Genomic DNA, 22,759 nt, shown 5'->3' with positions numbered 1-22,759 from the left:
TCCCGAACGGGCCAGGTGGTTTTCGCACCTGGAGATTTACATGCTTACCACCAATAACCTCGTATCGTCTGACTTGCTCAAACTTCCGGTCGTTCTTACGCCTCGGGCCTGGCAAGAAGCGGTGCATATCGAAAACCCACAGGATGTATCAGTTATCAGTAACCGATTGGGCGATGTAGTCCTGGAGGCCTACCGTGAACTGCATATGCAGCCTGACTGTACACAAATCCATTTCGGGCTCTATCGATTGCTGCCTGCCGGCGACAACTCGGATCGAGTCTGGCTGGACCTAAAACTTGACCGCATAGAATCGCCACCAGGTTCATTCTATCTGTACATCTCACTCAAGGAGGAAACTCATACATCCTGCCCATAAACCTTTCTGAACTCACTGCACCACCCCAAGCCCGACACTGTCGGGCTTTTTTCATTGTGCGAGTAATGCACGTAGCCTTACACCCATGCAGTGTGGAGCTGACCATGATCAACATCCCAGGCCAACTGGCCATTCGTACCATCAGCGGCCGTAACGGCGAGTTCAACGTCGGACGACTATCAACTTCAATAGGCGAGTTCGTTATCAAAGACGCGCTTCTCGACCAATACGATGAAGGCAAATACAGAGGCGATTTCCTCATCACAGAAATACGCCCCTCGTACTACTCAACCGCTGGACGGTTAGTGGTTGAGATCCGGGCCAAGCTCGAAAGCATGAGCCTCGACGACGTAGACAACTTGACGGCGGAAGACGCTGCCAAGCTTTCACCAAGCGAGCCAGATCCCATAGATGAAGAATCATCTTCAACTCAAACAAAGCCTGCGCGACAGCGCAAAACGCTACCCTTCACGACGGCTGTAAGCAACGTCGATAAACCGTCATCACCAGAGGACGCCCCCTTTGGGATGCCACTTCCCAGTTCGGAAAATGCCACAGAGCTAGACGCGATTCTGTTTGGCACGATCTGGCCACTGGGGGATGCGGTAAAACTTGACACCACCGTTGACCGTCAGCGCCTACGTCATCAATGCACTCGCCTCGGCGAGCTTGGCTATGTGCTGGACTTCAAGCAACAAACCTGGAACTGCCAATCTCCCACCTTGCGGGAGCTCCACCACCAAGGAAGCACTCCATGAATCCGACTTTTTCAGACATCGGTGAGCACACTCTGCTGACCGTCGAAGACCAAATGACCAACAACGAAGTGTCCGATGATGACGAAATGCGCGAGCACTTCATCGAAATCGGACTGATAGAAACGCAAGCGAACGCTGCCTTACAACTGCGCCCTCTGTACCGGGTCAACCTCTACATGATAGGTCAGTCGCCGTTGTTCCAGGGCGACACGACCACAAGCTTCGATCCACACACCCGCTCATTCAAGCGCGATCGATAACCCACCAACCATTAACCCCGAGGGGCAGTGTCCTGCCCCTTCTGGGCGGGGCCTCCCTCCGATCCGGAGGATGCTCAATGTCCACACCTTCTCTCACACGGCTGTATCAGGTTGACGAATGTCCTGACCTTTACGTCGATGCTTTCGTCTGTGATGAACAACGCAACCTAGTGTTTTTCTCGGCTTGGGGACGTGACACGGCACTGCAGGAGTTCTTGGCCAGACTGACCCTCGGCTCCGCTGAAAACGGTCTGGACCAGTTTCATATCGTCGTCGACGGCCGGAGTCTTCCTGTCTTCCCCAACGTCGACCTGCTGGAAAAACGAACCACCCGGCAATTTCGCGGGACGTTATTCGGCAGCCTGGTACACCTTTGGCTGTTCGACCGACGTTGCGCGCAGCCCGACCGGGCCAATCACTTCTCCTACGCCCTTCTACAGGACGGGCAATCGCCTCATCAAAAGCTGTGGCCCCTGGTCATGGATACATGCCCATTACCGCTGCTACCGCATTGGCATAACCCAGTTATGGAAGTGCTCACCCAATACGACATGTTGCAGCCCCTACCCGGATCGTTAGGCGCTATCTCGGCCTGGCGTTTGTCGCTGCAGCTCGACGTTCTTGAACCCGCCCTGGGCGATCTGATTCGCCAAGGGCATCTCTCAACCCACGCTCACTTTTGAGCCTTGATTCAGGAGCCCCATCATGGCCTTGATGTTCCCACGCTTGGCACGCAACTTCGCTCGCAATGGCTACTACCCTACCGACGAAACGACTCTGGAACGGACCCTGCAGGCATTGGCCCCCTCTCCCACCGGCAAAATGCGGATCTGCGATCCATGTGCCGGCGAAGGGGTTGCCCTGGCCGAAGCAGCACATTTTCTTGGGCGAGACCGCACAGACACATTCGCAGTTGAATACGACCAGGAGCGTGCTGCGCATTGCAGGACGCTCCTGGATCGTGTGCTGCATAGCGATCTGATGGACACCATGATCAGCCGCCAGGCCTTTGGCTTGCTCTGGCTTAACCCGCCCTACGGTGACCTGGTCGCTGACCATGCAGGTGCCTCACAGTACCAAGGTAGCGGTCGCCGGCGTCTGGAGAAAATGTTCTATCAACGGGCGCTTCCACTGCTGCAGTACGGCGGGGTGTTGGTGTTCATCGTTCCACACTATGTGCTGGACGACGAACTCTGCAGTTGGCTATGCAATCACTTCACTGAACTGCGGATTTACAATGCCGCTGATCCAACCTTCAAACAGGTGGTGATATTCGGTATACGAATCCGCCGCCAAGACCTGGCTCGACCGCAAGAAGTCAAATACGTACGCGCACGCCTTCAGGCGATTGGCGCCGGGACGTTGAATGCAGAAGTGTTACCTGAGAGTTGGTCTTGGGAGCCCTATAGGGTCCTGTCGTCGACCAGCGAACTGGAGCACTTCTATCGCATCAGCCTCGAACCGGAGCAGCTAAGCGCTGAAGTCAAACAGCTTCGCGGCATGTGGCCAGACTTCACCCTGCACTTTGGTCAAACGGGTGTTCAACCACGACCACCAGTACGTGAGCTGTCCCGGTGGCACTTGGCATTAGCCCTGGCTGCCGGCGCAATATCGGGCGTCGTTACCTCGAAGTCCGGGCGAGTGCTGGTGCTCAAAGGCGATACTTACAAAGACAAGGTTCGCAAGACCGAGTTTACCGAAGACCAGGACGGTAACGTTTCTGAGGTAAGGATCCTGACCGATCGTTTCGTGCCTATCATTCGGGCATGGGACATGACGCCGGGATCTGCCAACCAAGGACGCGTTATCACCATCACCTCTTCGGCGGATCGACAACCTGAAACTGACGAGCCGATTGCACCGGCGGTCTCGGACACCACCTCACGCGTGACGTTTGAAGCTGGACAGTTGGTACTGACCCAATCGGTACACCACCTGGTGGAGCACGGCCATCTCGACCCAAGCACCTACTTGCGACGGCATTTCTCCGGTGACTGGGGAGAGCTGCCCCAGGAAGACTGGAGCAGTAACCAACGAGCCCTGGCTACTGGAGAGCGTCTGTTCTCTAGCTACGACATCGACGCCGAGGATGAAACCCGGCTCTGGATCATCACTGAAGCCGACCGAAGCGTAACAACCTTGTTGCTGCCATCGGACTACTGACCCGCTACCAATAAGGCATTCCCTTATCCAAACCTCAGGGTATTCACCATACCCCTAGGGGTGTCGTGCATGCCCTGTTTATCCTTCCAGGAGAAACAACCATGAACGACCTATCACATACCCCACTTTCACCACTTTCCATCGGTTTGACCGAATTCATCGACGAGTTCGGTGATGAGCTGCTGGACTCACTCAACCGATCAAACCCACCGGTCTACGCCGGTCACATCAACCCAGCACGGCAACGGGTGATGGATGAACTCAAACGTCAGCCCTTTTCAGCTCAGGCCGAAGTGGTACAAGCCGTTGCAGCGTTATTGTTGGATCGTAACGAGCAGGCTGCAGTGATCAACGCAGAGATGGGCACTGGCAAGACCATGATGGCCATCGCTGTAGCCGCCGTCATGCACAAAGCCGGCTATCGCCGCACCTTGATCGTTTCGCCTCCACACCTGGTCTACAAGTGGCGGCGAGAGATTCTCGAAACCATCCCAGACGCACGCGTCTGGGTACTCAATGGACCTGACAGCCTGGTCAAGCTGCTCAAGCTGCGCGACCAACTGAAAGAGCCTTACGACGGGCGGCAGGAGTTCTTCATCCTCGGGCGCGTGCGCATGCGGATGGGGTTTCACTGGCGCTCGGTGTGTTGGCCGCGCCGTGCGGTTGGTAACCATCACCTTGCCGGTTGTCCAGACTGCGGGCGCCTGCTGGAGGATCAGGAAGGCAACCGGGTTACCGTCGAAGAGTTTCACCAAGAGGAACGCCGTCGCAGCTGCCCTCACTGCCAAGGCCCACTCTGGACGCTGATGCGCCCAGGCAAAGCTGAAAGCGGCTCCCGACGAGCAATCATATTGAAGTCAATGTGCCGGATTCCGACCATTGGCCCAGTGCGCGCTGACAGGCTGCTGAACGACTTCGGGGAGGACTTCCTCGCCTCGATGCTGATCGATAACGTCAGCGAGTTCATCAACCTGATGGACGCTCAAGGCAATTTCATCTTCAACGACCGTCAGGCCAAGCGCATGGAACGTGCCATGGCCAACATCGAGTTTGGCTTTGGTGAAGGCGGTTACCAACCCACGGAGTTCATCAAGCGCCAGTTGCCTGATGGGTATTTCGACCTGCTAGTGGTGGACGAAGGGCATGAGTACAAGAACAGTGGTTCGGCCCAGGGCCAGGCCATGGGCGTTCTTGCGGCTAAAGCACGCAAATGTGTTTTGCTAACCGGTACGCTTATGGGCGGTTATGCCGACGACTTGTTTTATCTGTTATTTCGGATCCTTACCCGCCGCATGATCGAGGACGGTTATCGACCAAACGCACGCGGCAGCATGGCCCCTGCGGCCATGTCGTTCATGCGGGATCACGGCGTATTGAAGGATATCTACATCGAACGAGATAACGAGTCACACAAAACTGCCAAGGGAAAAAAACTCTCGGTGCGAACGGTGAAGGCCCCAGGCTTCGGTCCAAAAGGCATCCACCGGTTCGTGCTGCCATTCACTGTATTTCTGAAACTCAAGGATATCGGTGGGAACGTGTTGCCGGCGTACCAAGAGGAGTTCATCGACATAGCCATGTCTGCTGAACAGGCTTCGGCCTATCAGCAGTTAGCAGGAAAACTGACCCAGGAGCTTCGCCAGGCACTGGCACGCCGAGATACGACCCTTCTGGGGGTTGTCCTCAACGTACTGCTGGCCTGGCCGGACTGCTGTTTCCGGCCGGAGATTGTCAAACATCCACGCAGCAAGGACACGCTGGCTTTTGTGCCGTCGATCTTTGCAGATGAACAACGCATGCCCAAGGAACAGGCACTGCTCGACCTCTGCCTCGCGGAAAAAGCCAAAGGCCGCAAAGTTCTGGTCTACACCGTGTACAGCGGCACTCGTGACACCACTTCACGTCTCAAACGGTTGCTGGAACAGGCCGGTTTGAAGGTGGCGGTGTTAAGGGCGTCAGTCGATACCGCCAGGCGCGAGGATTGGATTCTCGACCAGGTAGATCGTGGGATCGATGTGCTGATCACTAACCCGGAGCTGGTTAAGACCGGTCTGGATCTGCTCGACTTTCCGACCATCGCGTTCCTGCAGACGGGGTACAACGTGTACACCCTTCAACAGGCAGCTCGGCGGTCTTGGCGGATTGGGCAGAAGCAAGCCGTGCGGGTGATTTTCTTTGGCTATGCCAACAGCTCTCAGATCACCTGTCTGCAGCTGATGGCCAAAAAGATCGCCGTGGCGCAAAGCACGTCGGGAGATGTTCCTGATTCGGGCCTCGATTCGTTAAACCAGGATGGGGACTCAGTTGAAATGGCACTTGCAAGACAATTAGTTGCTGCATGACTGTATGGCCACCTCCGGGTGGCCATTTTTATGGACATAAGATGTGATTCATTGATGTCTTGCTACAACTTTCGAAAACTATGCATCCCGGAAAATCTATTTCCTACTGCACCTAATACGCGGGTTTGAGAGGGTGTCTTCGCTTTTGCGCGAGGACGCTCATGAACCTACCACGCCCTTCTCGAACCACTGTGATACTCAGTCTCTGCCTCATCGCCCTGACGGGCATGTTGGCTTATGAACATCATCAACTGTCCCTACTCAGAATCAGCATGTCTACGACTGCTGATAAAGAATCCCTGGATGCAATGCTGACGCGACTGAGCAAAGTCGATGAACGGCTGGACACTGTGGATGGCAAGCAGTGGGTCAGCAACGATGACTTCCGCTCCGGACAACAAGCGCTGTCAAATCGGATCGATGCCGCACAGGCCTATGCGAAGCAAGCAACCGAATCAGTGCAGGATCTCTCCCGTAATGCCGCGTCTTCTGGTGAGCTAGTGGTGCTCAAGGCAAATGTCGAATCGCTCGATGGCCGTGTTCACGAATTAAGCCAAGCCCAGACCAAGCAACCTGCAGTTCCTCCGTCCAAGCCCAAAGCCGCTGTCCGCAAGCCTCGTCCCGCCCAGAAGCCCAATACCAGTGTTATCACACCACAAGCGCCGCCCTTCACCATCGTCGGTATTGAATACAGGGGCGGTGAGCGTTTTTTGTCTGTAGCACCTCCTGGCAGCACGCAGTTAAACCAGATCTACCTCATCCGACCAGGTGATGCCGTGGCGGGTACGGCCTGGCGCCTTAACGGGCTGGACGGCAAATCCGCACGTTTCGATGTGGCCGGAACGCCGCAAACCATAACCGTCGCGCAATAGGACCTCCTTTATGTATGGCCTTCGAACACTCTCAAAGAAAATGAATGCTTCAAACGCCTCGTTGATTATTGGCTTGGCAGCCATTGTGCTGGCTTATGGTTGCTCAGCTGCTCCAGGGCCTTCAACGTCCATCACCAGTACGCAGAACAGCGAAACCCAGAACTCTTCTCAAGGGACCAGCCAGACAGAACTGGCCCGCGAGTGGGGATTAACACCCCAAGAGTGGAGTCGCTATCGCACCGTCATGGAAGGTCCCCGGGGCATCTATTCACCAGGACTGGATCCTCTGACTGCACTGGGTATCGAAGCTAAATCAGCGGAAGAACGCCGGCGTTACGCTGAACTGCAGGTGCAAGCTGAACGGCAACGTATCGACAAGGAACTGGCTTATCAAAAGGCCTATGACCAAGCCTTCGCTCGCCTATACCCCAACGAAAAAGTCATTCAAATTTCAACAGAGCCGCTGTCTCCTAAAATTTCCGGCGCGACAAATGCTCTAAAAGGCTCAGGTCGATTAGCTGTTTTTGTTCAAGACAGTTGCACCAGTTGTATTGCCCGGGTGAAGGACCTTCAGGCTCAGAAACAACCCTTCGATCTGTACTTCGTGGGCAGCCAAGGTGATGACGAGACCATCCGCCGTTGGGCGATCCTGGCTGGCATCGAGCCAACCAGCGTACGCAGCCGCCAGATAACACTGAATCACGATGCCGGCCGCTGGCTTGGCCTTGGGCTCGGCGGCGAGCTACCTGCTGTGGTGCGCGAGGTGAATGGGCAATGGCAGCGACAGTAGTACGCGCCGTATTGGCTGGCTGTTTTATGTTGGCCGCGGCGTTGGCCAACAGTGCGGAGGTTCCTCCACCGGCCTATCAATTGATTGCCCTGCCTGCCGGCGTTCCGTCCGAGGTGCTCTATTCCGTCGCACTGCAGGAGAGCGGTACGCGACTACGCGGCCAAATAGTGCCCTGGCCATGGACATTGAATGTCGCCGGCGCCGGCTACCGGTTTGCGACCCGAAGCGATGCGTGCAGGGCATTGATGCTTGCGCTTCAAACCGCTGGTCCCAGTCGGGTCGACGTTGGTCTAGGTCAAACCAACATAGGTGCCAATGGCCACCGTTACAGCTCTCCCTGCGAAGGTTTGGATCCCTATAAGAACCTCTCGGTTACCGCCCAGATCCTGGCAGAACAAAAAGCCAAGGGGGGTGACTGGATCACTGCCGCCGGCCGGTACCACCGACCGGCTGGAGGTGAACCTGCCGCACGCTACCGCCGTGCCTTTGCCAAACACCTTAGCCGCGTAACCGGTATCAACCTGATGGCGAACAACCCATGAAGAGAATCTTAAGCTTAATGCTGTTGCTGTGTTCGATCTCGCCCATTGTGGCGAATGCCAGCTCATTGATTGTGGTGGAAGACCGTGGCGGCGTTTCCGCCCTGCCCTACTACCAAGACCTGGTCCCGGAACCTACCGGCCAGTCTGCACCGTTAGAAAACATCGGAGTGCGCGGTCAAGGGTCGTTTCCAGTGCGCTCAGACCGACTGACACCTGGAGAACTACAAGGCCGGGTAATCAATGCCCCGGGTCTGCAACCACTGTTCTTGGTTGGCGACGATGAGCTGTCTAGAAACTGGCTTTCACAACGCCGCGATCAACTGCAGCAACTACACGCAGTCGGAATCGTAGTGAATGTGGCCAGCGCCGAACGCTTTGCCGAGGTGCAGCGTTGGGCGGATGGTCTTCAGATGGTCCCAGCCCCCTCGAATGACCTGGCGCAACGTCTTGGAATCAAGCACTACCCGCTGCTCATCACTGCAACAGCCATTCAGCAATAAGAGGCAAGGATGCCACCACCTCAGTCACTCACCGTGGTGATCAGACAACCGGAAGACCCGCGAACATGCCAGCTCATCTTGGAGCAAGTGAGGTATGTGGTCTGGCTGTATGGCGGTCGTGTGACCTCGACAGAACAAGGTGATGCCATCGCAATGTGCTTGAAATTAGCTGATCGATTGGCTTCACACGAGATATCACAAGTTAGCCAGGAGCTGGACGAACAGTTCCCATTGAAAACCCCCTAGCTATAGAAGGCTCCAACCATGGCTGGTTCTTTCACCATTGAGGCATTGCTTCGTCCTGCCGTCGAGCTTTACACGGTCTGTGTCTGCGCCGCTGCAGCACTGCTCTGTATTTTTGCGCCCTGGGCCTTTGCACTGACTCCCTTATTTGGAGCGGTTTCCGCCTTTGGCTTTTTGATTCTTGGATATGTGCGCCTGAGACAGGCTTTGGTTGTATTGCGGTATCGACGCAATATTCGGCGTCTCCCCCACTACACCATGACCAGCAAGGACATGCCGGTCAGTAATGAACGCCTGTTCATCGGTAAGGGCTTTCGCTGGACTCAGAAACACACCCAGCGGTTGATGGACACCTATCTGCCCAAATACGCCGAGTATGTCGAGCCAACCTCGATCTATTCCCTGGCACGGCGCATCGAGGAGCGGCTGGAGTTCGCCCCCTTTCCACTCAGACTCCTGACCAAAGCCACCTCATGGAACGTAGCGATTAACCCGGTGCGGCCACTGCCGCCAGTGGGTGGATTACCGCGTTTACACGGTATAGAACCCCATGAAATTGACGTTAGCTTGCCGCTGGGTGAACGGGTTGGTCACTCCCTGGTGCTGGGTACGACGCGCGTGGGCAAGACCCGCCTGGCGGAACTGTTTATCACCCAGGACATCAGACGCACCCGTAGCCGAAGCCGGTCTCGGCGCCGCGTTCAGATGGGTCGACGCGTTCAGCCAGTCCATCGTAGCCAGCGCACAGCGGCACAAAACGAAGAGATGAACCTTGATCGGGAGGTGGTGATTGTCTTCGATCCTAAAGGCGATGCCGACCTTCTCAAACGCATGTACATCGAATGCATGCGTGCCGGCCGACTGGACGAATTTTATGTGTTCCACCTGGGTTGGCCTGACTACTCTGCACGCTACAACGCCGTGGGCCGCTTTGGCCGTATTTCCGAAGTGGCGACCCGAATAGCGGGTCAGCTATCAGGAGAAGGTAACTCAGCAGCGTTCCGTGAGTTCGCTTGGCGGTTCGTCAACATCATCGCACGTGCCTTGGTGGCCCTCGGCCGTCGGCCAGACTACGAGCAGATCCTCAAGCACGTGACCAACATCGATGCGCTTTTCATCGAGTATGCACAGAAGCACTTTGCCGAACATGATCCTAAAGCCTGGCAGACCATTGTCGAGCTTGAGGGCAAGATCGATCGCAAGAACCTCAGTTTCGCCATGAAGGACCGTCCACTGCGTGTAGTGGCCTTGGACATGTACTTGACTCAGAAGCGCATATCGGACCCTGTAATGGAGGGTCTGCGATCAGCAGTGCGCTATGACAAAACCTACTTCGACAAAATCGTTGCCAGCCTGCTGCCGCTGCTGGAGAAACTGACCACAGGACGCATTGCTGAGCTGCTATCGCCTGACTACATGGACCTTGAGGATCCGCGGCCCATCTTCGACTGGATGCAGGTAATACGTAAACGAGCGGTGGTCTACGTGGGACTGGATGCATTGTCGGATACCGAAGTGGCTGCGGCCGTTGGGAACTCCATGTTCAGCGACCTGGTGTCAGTCGCAGGTCACATCTACAAGTTCGGTATCGACGACGGTTTGCCCGGCGCCTCCGGCGCCAAGGTGGCGATTAACGTGCATGCCGATGAGTTTAACGAACTCATGGGCGAAGAATTTATACCAATGATCAACAAAGGCGGCGGCGCCGGCATGCAGGTCACAGCCTATACCCAGACCATGAGCGACATTGAAGCCAAGATCGGTAACCGGGCCAAAGCTGGCCAGGTCATCGGTAACTTCAACAACTTATTTATGTTGCGTGTGCGCGAGACCGCCACTGCCGAGCTGCTGACCAATCAATTACCCAAGGTTCAGGTGTTTACCAGCACACCGGCTAGCAGCGCCAACGATGCAATCAACGGCAAGACGGCCTTCACCTCCAACACCCACGACCAGATCCAAAGCGTCAGCGTGCCAATGATCGAGCCGGCGCATGTGGTTGCTCTGCCCAAGGGACAATGCTTTGCCCTGATCGAAGGCGGCAACCTCTGGAAAATCCGTATGCCGTTGCCGGCAAGTGATCCCGACGAGGTGATGCCTAAGGATCTGCAGGCCCTGGTTGAAGGAATGCGTAAAGGATCAGGAACCAACAGCGAATGGTGGCAAGCGCCGGGATATCAGTCACTAAGCGAATCGCTACCCGAAGACCTGGTCGACGATTTCCGCCTTATGGCCAACGACGACAAAGTCGCTTAGCGTAAAGGAGCAAAGCGATGGCCGATATCGCGGAAAAAGCCCAGCAACAGCAGGAAGGGCAAAAATCCTTTCTGGGCATGGTGATCTCAGCGCCCTTCCACTTTCTGGGGGTGATGTTCGGCTCACTGCTGGGCGCCATTCTCGTTGAGTGGCTGTGCATGTACGTGTTTTGGCATGATGCTGGATGGAGGCACGCCCAGCAGATGTTTGAGCATGAACTAGGCTGGCTGTCCCAGGACTTGTTACATAGCGTTGTCATCAAAGAACCGGGGCGCACCGCAACCTGGCTGGCAAAAACGACCTATGATTGGCTGATGGTAAAAAGCGGCCTGCAAGACAGCATTAACTCATTGACCCAATACGCTCGCTCCACGTCGCCGCAGCACGCCGGCATGTTCGACCTGCGCTACGAACTCGGTCGGGTCATGATCAAGTTCCAGGATTACGGCTTGGCCATGCTTTATACCGTGCTCACCTTTTGCGTACGAATGGTCATCCTGACACTGACAATCCCACTGTTTGCACTGGCGGCGTTTACGGGCCTGGTGGATGGCCTGGTGCGACGTGATCTACGCAAGTTCGGCTCCGGCCGTGAGTCGAGCTACCTGTATCACAAAGCACGCGGAACCATTATTCCGCTGGCCATCGTGCCATGGACAATTTACCTGGCTATCCCGATCAGCGTCAGCCCCCTGCTTATTTTGCTGCCGTGCGCGTTGTTATTGGGCGTATCGGTTTACATCACTGTCTCCAGTTTCAAAAAATACCTCTAGGAGCTGCCCATGCAGTGGACACAAGAACAGCAGCCCATCGTCGATTCAACAGCAGAGAAGCTACTGGTCCAAGCCTTCGCCGGCACAGGCAAAACCACAACACTGGTTGGTTATGCCACCCACCACGCCTCGGTGAAAATGCTTTATCTCTGCTACAACAAACCCGTCGAGCTCGCAGCCAAGGGACGCTTTCCTCGCAATGTGGTCTGCAAGACGGCGCATGGCCTGGCCTACGCGGTCTATGGCAGCCAGTACGCCGCCAAACAGACCAATAACTTACGCCTTACCGATATCGCCAGGGCCATCAACACGCAGGACTGGGAGCTGGTACGAGATGTACTGAGTACGCTGAACAACTTCATGGCCAGCGCCGATAACGAACTCGGCCGCGGACACTTTCCAAGGTTTCAGGGACAACGAATGCTCACCAGCGCGCAGGAACGATTTCTGGACAATGCGCTGGCTGTTGCGAAAGCGATCTGGAACCGGATGATCGACCTCCAAGACACGGGAATGTCTATCACCCACGATGGATATTTAAAGCTGTATCAGTTGAGTAAACCTGACCTGAGCCAGCGGTTTAAGGCGATTTTGCTCGATGAAGGTCAAGACGTGAACCCGGTCATTGCCGACTTGGTAAGGATACAGCGCATCTGCAAAGTAACCGTCGGCGACCCTCACCAGCAGATTTACCGTTTCCGTGGTGCCGAAGACGCTCTCAACAGCGATTGGATGGCCGATGCAGAGCGTCACTACCTGACCCAGAGCTTTCGCTTCGGTCCAGCAGTCGCGCATGTGGCTAACATCATACTTTTTTACAAGGGTGAAACTCGAAAGCTGCAAGGGTTAGGCCCCAAAACCCAGGTTAAACGTGCGCTTCCTGAAGACCTACCGCATCGCACATACATCCATCGCACGGTTACCGGCGTCATAGAGAACGCGCTTAGCTTGGTAGCGAGCAATCCAAAGATCTATTGGGTAGGTGGCATCGACAGTTATTCATTGCGCGACCTGGAAGACTTGTATCTGTTCAGCCGCAACCAAAACCAAGCCGTGCAAAACCGTAAGTTGCTGCGCGATTACCGGGACTTCTCGCAATACGTTGAAATTGCCGAGGTGAGCCAAGACACAGAGATGCTGCGATCGATCAAGATCATCGCTGCCTATCCCGATCTGCCTCAGCGCATCCAGACACTGCGCGCTCGGTCAGTAGACAACGAGTTGGATGCCACAATCACACTGACGACAGGGCATAAAGCCAAAGGGTTAGAGTGGGACTTTGTCAGCCTGTATGACGACTTTAGCGCTGACCCTCTGTCCCCCGATATCGATCAGGGGCGTAAAGACGATGAGCTAAATTTACTGTATGTGGCCGTGACGCGTGCAATGAAAATTTTGGCGCTGAACTCGATGGTTTTGTCCATCATGCAGCGCTATGTTGACGCTAGAACACCCAGCACCTCACAACTGATGGATAACAGAATAAACAGTGACAATTCGGTGTCGAGCAGCTAAAAATGTTTGGCCCGTCCGCTCTTGGACTGATACCGATCACCCTGGATCAAGATGTCGGACGGGCACCTACCATAGAAAATGTACAGGGTTCTAAATCTCATTTCTTATTGGCATGACCTGGTGTTTTCGAAAATCTGGCGGCTCCACACACCGAGAGCATCGCCATGAGCCACCGGGCATTTGAATACCATACCGAATTCGCTCCTCTGTACTACCTCGTCCGAACCAAAAAGCTCCTCATGTTCAAGTCCGAAGAACCAACCACCGATCCAGACATTCAAGGATTTCTCCAGGATCCTAACCATCAACAGCGCCTTGTCCAGCTAGGCCGAGAAGGTTGGGAACTGATCAGCGTTCAACCCGTGGTCAGAGGTGAGGTCAAAGTCGGCAATCAAAATGCTCAAGGCTGGGCCTATGGCATCGCTTTACCGACGGGCTACCTGCTGTTCTTCAAACGCACTATTCAAAGCGATTGCTAGGCCCGCTATGGCCTGAAGAAATCCTTGCGCCCCTGAATATGGTTTTCTTGCGGCGACCATAAATAGATCACGGCAAGCTGACGGCAACAGGAATGACTTGAGCCCAGCCGTGATCCAGACACTGCGTTCCACCGCACGTACTCGCCGACTTGCCCTAACAGGTTTGATCGTACTTTCAGGATTCGGCCTGCCTATCTCCCATGCAGCGGCCGCTTCTGCTTCCGAGCAGGCGAACCTGGACGTGATGATCCGCCAGTTGAACGCCCTGGAAGACACCGCACGTCGCAGCGCACAAATTGCTGATGAGCCGGGTAAACGCTACTTCTTCGATTACCAGCGCCTGGCGGGCGACATCGCCCGAATCCGCCATGGCTTGGAGGGCTACCTGACGCCAAGCCGAGCCCAACCTCGCGATCCAGCCGAGCTTTCGGGCCAATACACCACCGAAGGTCGCAAGCCATGAGCATGAACGGTACTCAGGCGTCCGCCTTTCAAGCGGCGAGTGGCTTCCCGGCCTCGTCGAGCTACCTATTTTTCGTCGGCGTGGCCGTGGCCATCATTTTCGTGTGGGGGGCTTGGGCCGTCTGGAGCTGCTACCGGGGATGGGCCACAGGCAACCTTGACCGGACGATTGCTTCGACCTCTTTGGTTCGCATCCTGCTGCTTTGCATGATCCTCACAGCCTTTGTTCTCAGTTGATTTATTGGAGATTCGTTATGACTTTGCATCAACAAACGCGCCGCTTGCTGATCGGCATTATTGCACTTCCACAGTTGGCCATGGCTGCCCTCCCTCAATCTCAGCCGCCCACACGCGGCGAAGGCTCTAACCTGATGCAAACCATGCAGAACTACGCCTTTGATGGTTTTTCTCTGCTCGGTCTGATCATCTGCGCCGTCATTTTCAGCGGGGTAGCGTGGCATGCCTTCGGCACCTATCACGAAATTCAACTCGGCAAGAAGAAATGGGGCGATCTCGGTGCCACGGCCGCTGTTGGTGTGGCCATCTTGGGTGTCGCCATTTTTCTGATCACCAAGGCAACTAACATTCTTTAACGAGCCTTGGCCATGACAGAACTCTCTGACGATGGGACGCTAATTTTCCTACCGGTGCGACTGAACAATCAGCCGGTCATCATGGGCGGCCTCACTGCCGATGAAATGTGGGCAACCCTAGCGATCAGTGCCGGCTCAGGATTGATAATTGGGATTCTGGCAGCAATTTTGACCCATATCTGGGCGCTGATTATCGCCACCGCCATGCTCTTTGCGATCCTTGGGCTGACCCTCTCCAGCCGTTTTTTACGGCGTTGGAAACGCGGCCGACCGGACACCTGGCTCTACCGCCAGATGCAACTGAGCATTGCACGATATCTTCCTACCTGGAACAAGGCCCACCTGATCACACGCACGGGTGCGTGGACCTGCCGTAGAACGGGGGCTCAATGACTTATCGAAAAAAAGTGGACGCCCAACTGTCCCATATCAACAGCCTGCGCCTGGTCATTGGCCTGCTGATCGCCCTGGGGCTGTACATGGCCTATGGCTGGCAGAGCGCACCGCGTGACCTGACTGTTCATGTACCTCCAGATCTACGTTCAGGTAGCACCCGTAAGTGGTGGGATATTCCACCGGAGACGGTATACGCCTTCGGGCTGTACATTTTTCAGCAGATGAACCGTTGGCCCGTTGACGGTGAAACCGACTACGAGGACAACATTACCCGCTTGGAAAGCTACCTGACGCCCAGTTGCAAAGCTTATCTGCAAAAAGACTTCGAACTGCGCCGCAACAGTGGGGAGTTGCGCAAACGCGAGCGCGGTGTATTCGAGATTCCTGGCCGAGGAATTGACGATAAATCAGAACAACATATTGAGCAGCACAGCATCAACGACTGGACGGTCAACTTGGATATCACCGCTGACGAGCACTACGGCGGAGAACGCGTGAAACGGGCACTAGCGCGTTATCCGCTGCACATCATCCGATACGACATTGATCCCGAGAAGAATCCTTTTGGACTCGCCTGGGACTGCTACAGCAGTAACCCTCAGCGCATCGAAGTCTCCGCAGAACCTGCCCGGTCGGGAGGCAAGTGATGATGCGTCGACTGCTGATTATCGGGTTGCTCATGCTCAACTTCTTCGGCATGGCCAACGCCGTCGAGATCTTACGCTGGGACCGAATTCCACTGGCACTGCCCTTGATCGCCGGCCAGGAACGCATTGTTTTTGTCGACCAAAATGTTCGAGTGGGTCTGCCCCGGAATTTGGTTGATAAGCTGCGCGTCCAGAGCACCGGTGGCGCACTGTACCTTCTGGCCAAAGAACCCATACCTCCGACTCGCCTGCAGCTCCAAAATATGAGCAGTGGCGAAATCATGTTGGTGGATATCATCGCTACAGAAGGTAAACCAAATCAGGCCGCGGCCGAGCCTGTAAAAATTGTTTCCGGAGAAGGTCCCTTGCCTCGTTACGGGCAGGCTAGCTCAAAGCCGACGAGCAGCCGCGCTCCGGCCCCCACGTCGGAGCCCAACGTTCAAGACGAGGATCCGCCGACTCCGCGCCGTGAGACGCCTCTGCCTGTGGTCATGACGCGCTATGCCGCGCAGATTCTCTATGCCCCTCTACGCACCGTTGAACCCGTGGATGGTATCGCCCAGGTCAATCTTAAGCGGGGCCTTAACCTCACCACTTTGCTCCCGACGTTGCCGGTCGAGGCCTCTGCATTAGGAGCATGGCGGTTAGACGACTACTGGGTGACGGCAGTGAAACTGCGCAACACCAGCACTCAGCACCTTGCACTGGATCCTCGGGAGCTGATGGGAGACTTCATCACGGCGACGTTTCAGCACCCTTACCTCGGCAACAAGGGTGATGCAAGTGACACCACAACGGTCTATCTGGTGACACGCGGCCATGGCTTGGCCGAATCGTTACTGCCGGCGGCCGTCAGCCAGATCGATCCGAAAGGAGGTCGCCGTGAAGAGTAATCCCCTGGTCAAATTCCTAGTCATCCCTTTCGCGATCCTGGCGTTATTTGTGGTGGTCAAACTATTCAGTAAGGACAGTTCTGAGAAACAGACTCAGGCTCCAGAAACGCTCGTGCTCAGTACGGGTGAAGCTAAAAAGCTTGGCGTTGACGGCGATACCCCCGGCGACACGCTTCGCACCATCGTCGTGGAAAGCAGACAGCTCAAAGACCAGGTCTCCAATGCGTTGAAGAACAATGATGAGCTGAAGCAACAAAACCTTGATCTACAAAGACGTTTGCAGTCGATCAACGACAATGTTGACAGCAAGCTGCAAAACGCCCAGCAAACAATGAAACAGGAGTCACAACAACAAAGCCAGACCATCCTGGATACGCTGCAGCAGCAATACAACACACTGAGTAACAAAGCTGCGAACGCAGGCTCTTCGAACGCTGATTTGCCGATCGGCTTTGGCATTCAGCCTGGTGATGGGCAGGACTTCAAAGGCGCGCCTGGACCGGATGTCGTCTGGATCGAGCCGCAGGACGCAACCCCTGTCGATATCAATGGAAAGCCCATCGCGGCCGGTTCCAATCAAACCGCCTCGGGATTCAACTTCCCAACCTCATTCGGCGAGTCAGTAGACCGTGGGCAAAATGCTCTGCGTACGGGCGCTCAGAACGTTGCGAGTGAGATCTCGCCACAGGAGGCCCGCAAACAGGTACGCAAGGTCTATACGCTGCCACAGAACTCCACATTGATGGGCTCTGTCGCGATGTCAGCTCTGATTGGCCGCGTGCCCATCGACGGTACAGTCAACGACCCCTACCCCTTCAAAGTGCTGATAGGTCCGGACAACCTCACCGCCAACGGTATCGATTTGCCCGACGTTGCCGGCGCCGTGGCCAGCGGAACAGCGTCCGGCGACTGGACTCTATCTTGCGTACGCGGGCAGATCAAAAGCCTGACTTTTGTCTTTAATGACGGCACGGTACGGACGCTGCCACAGCCACAAGAAGAAACGAATGGCAGTCAGAACAGCAATAACCAGAACAATGGCAACCAGAACACCATTCAGGGAGGTCTGGGCTGGATCAGCGACGCCTACGGTATTCCGTGCATCAGTGGCGATCGTAAAAGCAACGCCTCGCAGTACATCGGTTCCCAGGTACTGATTACCGCGGCCGGCGCCGGCGCTGCCTCCCTCATCAAATCTGATGGAAACAGCAGTTCATTTATAAATCCGCAGTCCGGGACCATCGGTTCTGTTGGCGGCTCGGGGAGTGATGCCATGGGCAAGATCATCGGCCAAGGCGTCAATGATGTCTCCAGTTGGGTGAACAAGCTCTACGGGCAAGCCTTCGCGGCAGTGTACGTGCAGCCCGGGGCGAAGGTCGCGGTGCACTTGGATCAGCAACTGACCATCGATTACGAACTCCAAGGCCGCAAGGTCAACTATCGCTCAGGAGCCCGTCATGCCTCGACTTCGCTTGACTAACTGCGGCCTCAAATTAGGTGCATACATCGTCATCTCACTCATTGCCTCGGGCTGCTCTACGAGCAAGGACGAACTACTCCCCCATGGCGACAACACGATGATGGATGTTTGGGATCAAGGTGCCAGTGGTTCAGGCAATAGCACGAGTAACCGTCAGTTGCTCGATGCACGACAGGATCTGCGTAGGCCTTTGCAACCTACCCAGACTGGGACCCTGGACGACACTGCCAAATTCACCCGCACAGCCCAAAACGAGATCTACAGCCAGTTTAAGCGCCTGCCCAATCCGGACCTGGTCATGTATGTCTTTCCCCATCTAGCGGGCTCAGACCCTGCACCAATTCCGGGGTACACAACAGTATTTCCACTGTACCAGCGCGTGCAATACGCCATGCCCGGTGAACGCACGGAGGCCTATTAATGAGGTTTTTTGAGCGGTTTAAAACACGACGTAGCTCAGACCGAGTCGAGCCGGACCTCGCCTCTAATGCTACCGAGCACGTCGACGTGCAGGCATCAGCGACTGAGTCTTTTGAGGCGGCGACCGAGCGGTATTTCGCACGCTTGGCTGCCATGGGCATTCCGTCGCCGAGTGACTGGCGTAACCCAAAGAAAAAACCAGCGACTACCGCTGACGTCGACCGAATGTACGACGTGAATCCCTCTTTCGTGGATCTTCTACCGTGGGTGGACTATCTGCCGGCGGAAAAAGCCATGCTGCTGGAAGATGGCGTGTCTCGTGCTGCGTTCTTCGAGCTGACACCGATCGGCACCGAAGGTCGAGATCCCGACTGGTTGCGCAAAGCCCGGGATGCCCTGGAAAACGCCCTGCAAGACTCTTTCGATGAGTTGGAGACCTCCCCGTGGGTCGTACAGTTGTACGCTCAGGACGAAACCAGTTGGGACAACTACCTGCAGCACCTGCACGACTACATCCAACCCCGGGCACAGGGCAGTGACTTCACTGAGCTTTACTTGAAGCTGATCAAGCAGCACCTGGAGGCTATTTCCAAGCCAGGCGGGCTATTTGAAGACACCAAGGTCAGCCAACTGCCTTGGAGGGGCCAGCAACGCCGTGTCCGCATTGTCGTCTACCGACGCACTCAGGGGGCACAAGCAGACGTGCGCGGCCAAGCACCTGCTCCCTACCTAAAAATCATCTGTGATCGCTTGGTAGGCGGCCTGGCGAACGCGGGCATTAAGACACATCGCATGGATGGTCACGCTATACGTCACTGGTTGATTCACTGGTTCAATCCACGGCCAGACCATTTCGGCCCTGCAGACGCTGATATTCGCCGTTTTTATGAGGTGGTTTGCAAGCAGGTGCCGGTAACGGAGGAAGGCGAGTTGCCGCTGGCCAGCGGGACCGACTTTTCGCAAAACCTGTGTTACCGCGAACCGCTGTCGGACACAGAGAAAGGCTTGTGGTACTTCGACGGTCTGCCCCACCGCGTGGTGATGCTTGATCGTCTGCGGGAAGCGCCCAAGACAGGACACCTGACCGGTGAAACACGCAAGGGTGGTGATGCGCTCAACGCGCTGTTCGACAAAATGCCAGAGGACACCATTCTCTGTATCACCCTCGTGATCACTCCCCAGGACATACTTGAAGGCCACCTGGAGCAGCTTTCACGCAAGGCTGTTGGTGATACCCAAGCCTCAATCCTGACTCGCGAAGACGTCGCTGTTGCCCGCCAGTTGCTTGGCCGCAAGCACAAGCTGTACCGGGGTAGCGTAGCGTTTTACCTACGCGGGAAAGACGACTTGGAGCTGCAGGAGCGCAGTCTGCAACTGAGCAGTGCCTTGCTGGGAGCGGGCATGGAGCCTGTGGAGCCCCGCGATGAGGTCGCCCCCTTAAACTCGTACCTCAGATGGTTGCCCGGCAATTTTGATCCCAATGAGCGCAAAGCACTGGAGTGGTACGCGCAACTGATGTTCGCCCAACACATTGCGAACCTGGCTCCTGTCTGGGGACGGTCGACCGGAACCGGGCACCCAGGCATCACGTTGTTTAATCGTGGGGGAGCGCCGATTACCTTCGATCCGCTGAACAAGCTGGACCGCCAGATGAACGCGCACCTGTTCATCTTCGGTCCTACGGGTTCAGGAAAGTCGGCCAGCGCAACGAATATCCTTAGTCAGATCGTTGCCATCTATCGGCCGCGCCTTTTCATCGTTGAGGCCGGCAACAGTTTTGGTCTGCTGGGAGACTTTGCCAAGAAGCTTGGTTTGACGGTTAACCGTGTCCGGCTCGCACCAGGATCTGGGGTTAGCTTAGCGCCCTTCGCCGATGCTGAAAAACTCATTGAGCCGACCGCGAACGTCAAAACGTTCAAGGCTGATGACCTTGAGGCCTCGGACGAACACCTGGCAAGCCAAACCGAAGACGAACAGCGCGACATTCTGGGAGAGATGGAAATTACGGCCAGGCTGATGATCACTGGCGGGGAGGATAAAGAAGATGCGCGCCTTACCCGGGCTGATCGCAGCGCCATCCGCCAATGCATTCTCAATGCGGCACAAAAATGTGTAGCGGAACAACGCATCGTGCTTCCAGAAGACATCTGTGATGCACTGCGAGAGATGGGGCATGAACCGGGTATACCGGCTGCTCGAAGCTCACGCTTTCTGGAGATGGCAGAAGCCTTGTCCATGTTCTGCATGGGCACTGAAGGCGACATGTTCAACCGCCCAGGTACGCCATGGCCCGAAGCGGACATCACCATTGTGGACTTGGCCACATATGCCCGAGAAGGCTACAGCGCACAGATGGCCATCGCCTACATTTCGCTGCTCAACACGGTAAACAACATCGCCGAGCGGGATCAATTTAAAGGCCGCCCCCTGATCTTCTTCACTGACGAAGGCCACATCCAGTTGAAGGTTCCACTGCTGTCACCCTACTCCGTCAAGATCACCAAAATGTGGCGAAAGCTGGGAGCCTGGTTCTGGATGGCCACTCAAAACGTTGACGACGTACCACCAGAGGCATCGGCCCTACTCAACATGATCGAGTGGTGGATCTGCTTGAATATGCCGCCTGATGAGGTGGAGAAGATCGCACGCTTTCGTGAACTGACCCCAGCTCAGAAATCGATGATGCTGTCCGCACGTAAGGAAAGCGGGAAGTTTACCGAGGGCGTAGTGCTATCCAAAAGCATGGAAATGTTGTTCCGGGTGGTTCCACCTAGTTTGTACCTGGCCTTGGCCATGACGGAACCGGAAGAGAAGAAGCAACGCTACGACATAATGCAGGCCAAAGGCTGCAACGAGCTCGACGCGGCCATTGAAGTAGCAGCAACGCTAGACCGCTATCGCGGTATCGAACCTCACATCATCACTTTTCCCGAGCAAGTCACGGCCTTGGAGCGCCACGTATGAGAACACTGAATTCCTTGACCCAAAACCTGATCGAAAGTCTGACCCAGTTGCTTGAACAGCCTGGTGAGGATGCTTTGCAGACTTTAGAGGTTTGCGCCCCCGTCCTGATAGAAGAACTGCAACAGGTCTTGATACGTGCAGTGGACCGTCGTGACATCGAGTCCCAGCTTCAAACGGCGTTGGCCAACTGGCTTCGGCAGCACCCGCAACCCGAGAACGCGGAGAGCGCGCTTCTTGAAGCCCTGCGCAAACAAGCGCTGCTGTCATCGAAATCCGCGGCAGAGGCTCAGAGCTGATGCGTCTTAGTAGGCGATGGGCAATTCCAGGTCTCGTTTTGGCAGGCGTATCGTTAGTATGCCTTGCCCTCATTAAAAGCGAGGCACAAATACCACAGCACACCGGACCTTGGGTGTTGGGGCCAGCCGATGCTCGCTGGACTGTGACAGAGTTTGCGGATCTTGAATGCCCGTATTGCAAGATCTATACACCGGCTCTGAAAGCCTGGGTTCAGAAGCAGAAGAGCGTGAACTTGCAGTGGCACCATCTGCCACTGGATTTTCACGGTTCGGCCGCGATAAACGAAGCCAAAATCGTCGAGTGCGCAGGAGAGCTGGGTGGCGCGCTGGCATTCTGGCAAGCCGTCGACCAGGTCTTTGAACGAACCCGTAGCAACGGCCTAGGCTTTAATGGTCAGTTGGACGTCAACGACGTTGGTCACCAGGCACTGATGGCCTGTGCTGCAAACAATAAACAGATCTCTCTACGCATCAGTCGGCAGGCAGAAGAAGCGATGAAGTCTGGGGTCACATCGACACCCACTGTGCTGATTAGAGACAACAAAACCGGCAGGTTTCTAAAACTGGAAGGCCCTGCCGATGATGTGATGTTGCTGTCGGCAATTGACTTGTTGATTCAGAAAAAAAACTAGTTGCGCACCTTATTTGCCCCATGTACACACGCGGCCGGCAACTGCCACTCATGTGCGAAAGGTGAAATGTTGGTTGTGTCGAGCCCAGGCGATTTAAACGACCGCCC

Annotated in this window: 25 protein-coding genes; all 25 read left to right on the top strand. The window is 55.6% G+C overall.

Going from position 1 to position 22,759, the window contains the following annotated elements:
• Positions 1-40 precede the first annotated feature (40 nt).
• Entirely contained in the window at positions 41-376 is a 336-nt protein-coding gene (locus tag ACP7E3_RS11875; RefSeq protein WP_020302986.1) for a hypothetical protein, read from the top strand.
• A 104-nt stretch (positions 377-480) separates the two neighbouring features.
• On the top strand, positions 481-1,134 hold the full coding sequence (locus tag ACP7E3_RS11870) for a DUF3275 family protein (protein WP_056791267.1): 654 nt from the start codon (positions 481-483) through the stop codon (positions 1,132-1,134).
• On the top strand, positions 1,131-1,394 hold the full coding sequence (locus ACP7E3_RS11865) for a hypothetical protein (protein WP_056791264.1): 264 nt from the start codon (positions 1,131-1,133) through the stop codon (positions 1,392-1,394). The genes ACP7E3_RS11870 and ACP7E3_RS11865 overlap by 4 nt, the downstream gene beginning before the upstream one ends.
• A 77-nt stretch (positions 1,395-1,471) precedes the next feature.
• Positions 1,472-2,077: a hypothetical protein gene (locus ACP7E3_RS11860; protein WP_056791261.1), complete on the top strand. Its 606-nt coding sequence runs from the start codon at positions 1,472-1,474 to the stop codon at positions 2,075-2,077.
• A gap of 22 nt (positions 2,078-2,099) precedes the next feature.
• A complete protein-coding gene (locus ACP7E3_RS11855) occupies positions 2,100-3,557 on the top strand; it encodes a DUF6094 domain-containing protein (protein WP_020302982.1) in 1,458 nt (485 codons plus the stop codon).
• A gap of 101 nt (positions 3,558-3,658) precedes the next feature.
• Complete coding sequence (locus ACP7E3_RS11850) at positions 3,659-5,899, top strand: DEAD/DEAH box helicase (RefSeq protein ID WP_056791258.1); 2,241 nt, start codon at positions 3,659-3,661, stop codon at positions 5,897-5,899.
• Positions 5,900-6,060: 161 nt separating this feature from the next.
• On the top strand, positions 6,061-6,771 hold the full coding sequence (locus ACP7E3_RS11845) for a hypothetical protein (RefSeq protein ID WP_056791255.1): 711 nt from the start codon (positions 6,061-6,063) through the stop codon (positions 6,769-6,771).
• A gap of 40 nt (positions 6,772-6,811) precedes the next feature.
• Complete coding sequence (locus tag ACP7E3_RS11840; RefSeq protein WP_056791643.1) at positions 6,812-7,561, top strand: TIGR03759 family integrating conjugative element protein; 750 nt, start codon at positions 6,812-6,814, stop codon at positions 7,559-7,561.
• Positions 7,546-8,103, top strand: coding sequence for a lytic transglycosylase (locus ACP7E3_RS11835; RefSeq protein WP_056791252.1), 558 nt, complete (start codon positions 7,546-7,548; stop codon positions 8,101-8,103). The genes ACP7E3_RS11840 and ACP7E3_RS11835 overlap by 16 nt, the downstream gene beginning before the upstream one ends.
• Positions 8,100-8,603 carry an integrating conjugative element protein gene (locus ACP7E3_RS11830; RefSeq protein WP_073451690.1) on the top strand — a complete coding sequence of 168 codons (504 nt, stop codon included), beginning with the start codon at positions 8,100-8,102 and terminating at the stop codon, positions 8,601-8,603. Before ACP7E3_RS11835 ends, ACP7E3_RS11830 begins: the two co-directional genes overlap by 4 nt.
• 264 nt (positions 8,604-8,867) lie before the next feature.
• Positions 8,868-11,102: a type IV conjugative transfer system coupling protein TraD gene (gene traD / locus ACP7E3_RS11825; protein WP_056791246.1), complete on the top strand. Its 2,235-nt coding sequence runs from the start codon at positions 8,868-8,870 to the stop codon at positions 11,100-11,102.
• Between the two features lie 17 nt (positions 11,103-11,119).
• Positions 11,120-11,875 carry a TIGR03747 family integrating conjugative element membrane protein gene (locus ACP7E3_RS11820; protein ID WP_056791243.1) on the top strand — a complete coding sequence of 252 codons (756 nt, stop codon included), beginning with the start codon at positions 11,120-11,122 and terminating at the stop codon, positions 11,873-11,875.
• 9 nt (positions 11,876-11,884) lie between these two features.
• The gene (locus ACP7E3_RS11815; RefSeq protein WP_056791239.1) at positions 11,885-13,390 is read left to right on the top strand and encodes a UvrD-helicase domain-containing protein; all 1,506 of its coding nucleotides are present in this window, start codon (positions 11,885-11,887) and stop codon (positions 13,388-13,390) included.
• Positions 13,391-13,554: 164 nt separating this feature from the next.
• Positions 13,555-13,869: a hypothetical protein gene (locus tag ACP7E3_RS11810; RefSeq protein ID WP_056791236.1), complete on the top strand. Its 315-nt coding sequence runs from the start codon at positions 13,555-13,557 to the stop codon at positions 13,867-13,869.
• Between the two features lie 163 nt (positions 13,870-14,032).
• Entirely contained in the window at positions 14,033-14,332 is a 300-nt protein-coding gene (locus ACP7E3_RS11805; RefSeq protein ID WP_232925741.1) for an RAQPRD family integrative conjugative element protein, read from the top strand.
• The gene (locus ACP7E3_RS11800; RefSeq protein ID WP_056791233.1) at positions 14,329-14,568 is read left to right on the top strand and encodes a TIGR03758 family integrating conjugative element protein; all 240 of its coding nucleotides are present in this window, start codon (positions 14,329-14,331) and stop codon (positions 14,566-14,568) included. Before ACP7E3_RS11805 ends, ACP7E3_RS11800 begins: the two co-directional genes overlap by 4 nt.
• A 17-nt stretch (positions 14,569-14,585) precedes the next feature.
• A complete protein-coding gene (locus ACP7E3_RS11795) occupies positions 14,586-14,924 on the top strand; it encodes a TIGR03745 family integrating conjugative element membrane protein (RefSeq protein ID WP_056791230.1) in 339 nt (112 codons plus the stop codon).
• A 12-nt stretch (positions 14,925-14,936) separates the two neighbouring features.
• The gene (locus ACP7E3_RS11790; protein ID WP_056791228.1) at positions 14,937-15,317 is read left to right on the top strand and encodes a TIGR03750 family conjugal transfer protein; all 381 of its coding nucleotides are present in this window, start codon (positions 14,937-14,939) and stop codon (positions 15,315-15,317) included.
• Positions 15,314-15,967, top strand: a complete 654-nt coding sequence (locus ACP7E3_RS11785; protein ID WP_056791225.1) for a PFL_4703 family integrating conjugative element protein — start codon at positions 15,314-15,316, stop codon at positions 15,965-15,967. The genes ACP7E3_RS11790 and ACP7E3_RS11785 overlap by 4 nt, the downstream gene beginning before the upstream one ends.
• Positions 15,967-16,860, top strand: a complete 894-nt coding sequence (locus ACP7E3_RS11780) for a TIGR03749 family integrating conjugative element protein (RefSeq protein ID WP_093235602.1) — start codon at positions 15,967-15,969, stop codon at positions 16,858-16,860. The genes ACP7E3_RS11785 and ACP7E3_RS11780 overlap by 1 nt, the downstream gene beginning before the upstream one ends.
• A complete protein-coding gene (locus ACP7E3_RS11775; RefSeq protein WP_056791222.1) occupies positions 16,850-18,340 on the top strand; it encodes a TIGR03752 family integrating conjugative element protein in 1,491 nt (496 codons plus the stop codon). The genes ACP7E3_RS11780 and ACP7E3_RS11775 overlap by 11 nt, the downstream gene beginning before the upstream one ends.
• Positions 18,318-18,761, top strand: a complete 444-nt coding sequence (locus ACP7E3_RS11770) for a TIGR03751 family conjugal transfer lipoprotein (RefSeq protein ID WP_050513954.1) — start codon at positions 18,318-18,320, stop codon at positions 18,759-18,761. The genes ACP7E3_RS11775 and ACP7E3_RS11770 overlap by 23 nt, the downstream gene beginning before the upstream one ends.
• Entirely contained in the window at positions 18,761-21,724 is a 2,964-nt protein-coding gene (locus ACP7E3_RS11765; RefSeq protein ID WP_056791219.1) for a conjugative transfer ATPase, read from the top strand. Before ACP7E3_RS11770 ends, ACP7E3_RS11765 begins: the two co-directional genes overlap by 1 nt.
• Positions 21,721-22,020, top strand: coding sequence for a hypothetical protein (locus tag ACP7E3_RS11760; RefSeq protein ID WP_044275376.1), 300 nt, complete (start codon positions 21,721-21,723; stop codon positions 22,018-22,020). Before ACP7E3_RS11765 ends, ACP7E3_RS11760 begins: the two co-directional genes overlap by 4 nt.
• Positions 22,020-22,652 carry a DsbA family protein gene (locus tag ACP7E3_RS11755; protein ID WP_044275375.1) on the top strand — a complete coding sequence of 211 codons (633 nt, stop codon included), beginning with the start codon at positions 22,020-22,022 and terminating at the stop codon, positions 22,650-22,652. Before ACP7E3_RS11760 ends, ACP7E3_RS11755 begins: the two co-directional genes overlap by 1 nt.
• Positions 22,653-22,759 lie beyond the last annotated feature (107 nt).

The organism is Pseudomonas sp. PSPC2-3, from assembly GCF_049898265.1.
GTDB lineage: Bacteria > Pseudomonadota > Gammaproteobacteria > Pseudomonadales > Pseudomonadaceae > Aquipseudomonas > Aquipseudomonas veronii.
The sequence above is the reverse complement of the archived record's forward strand: the minus strand, read 5'-3'. Positions and strand labels throughout refer to the sequence as shown.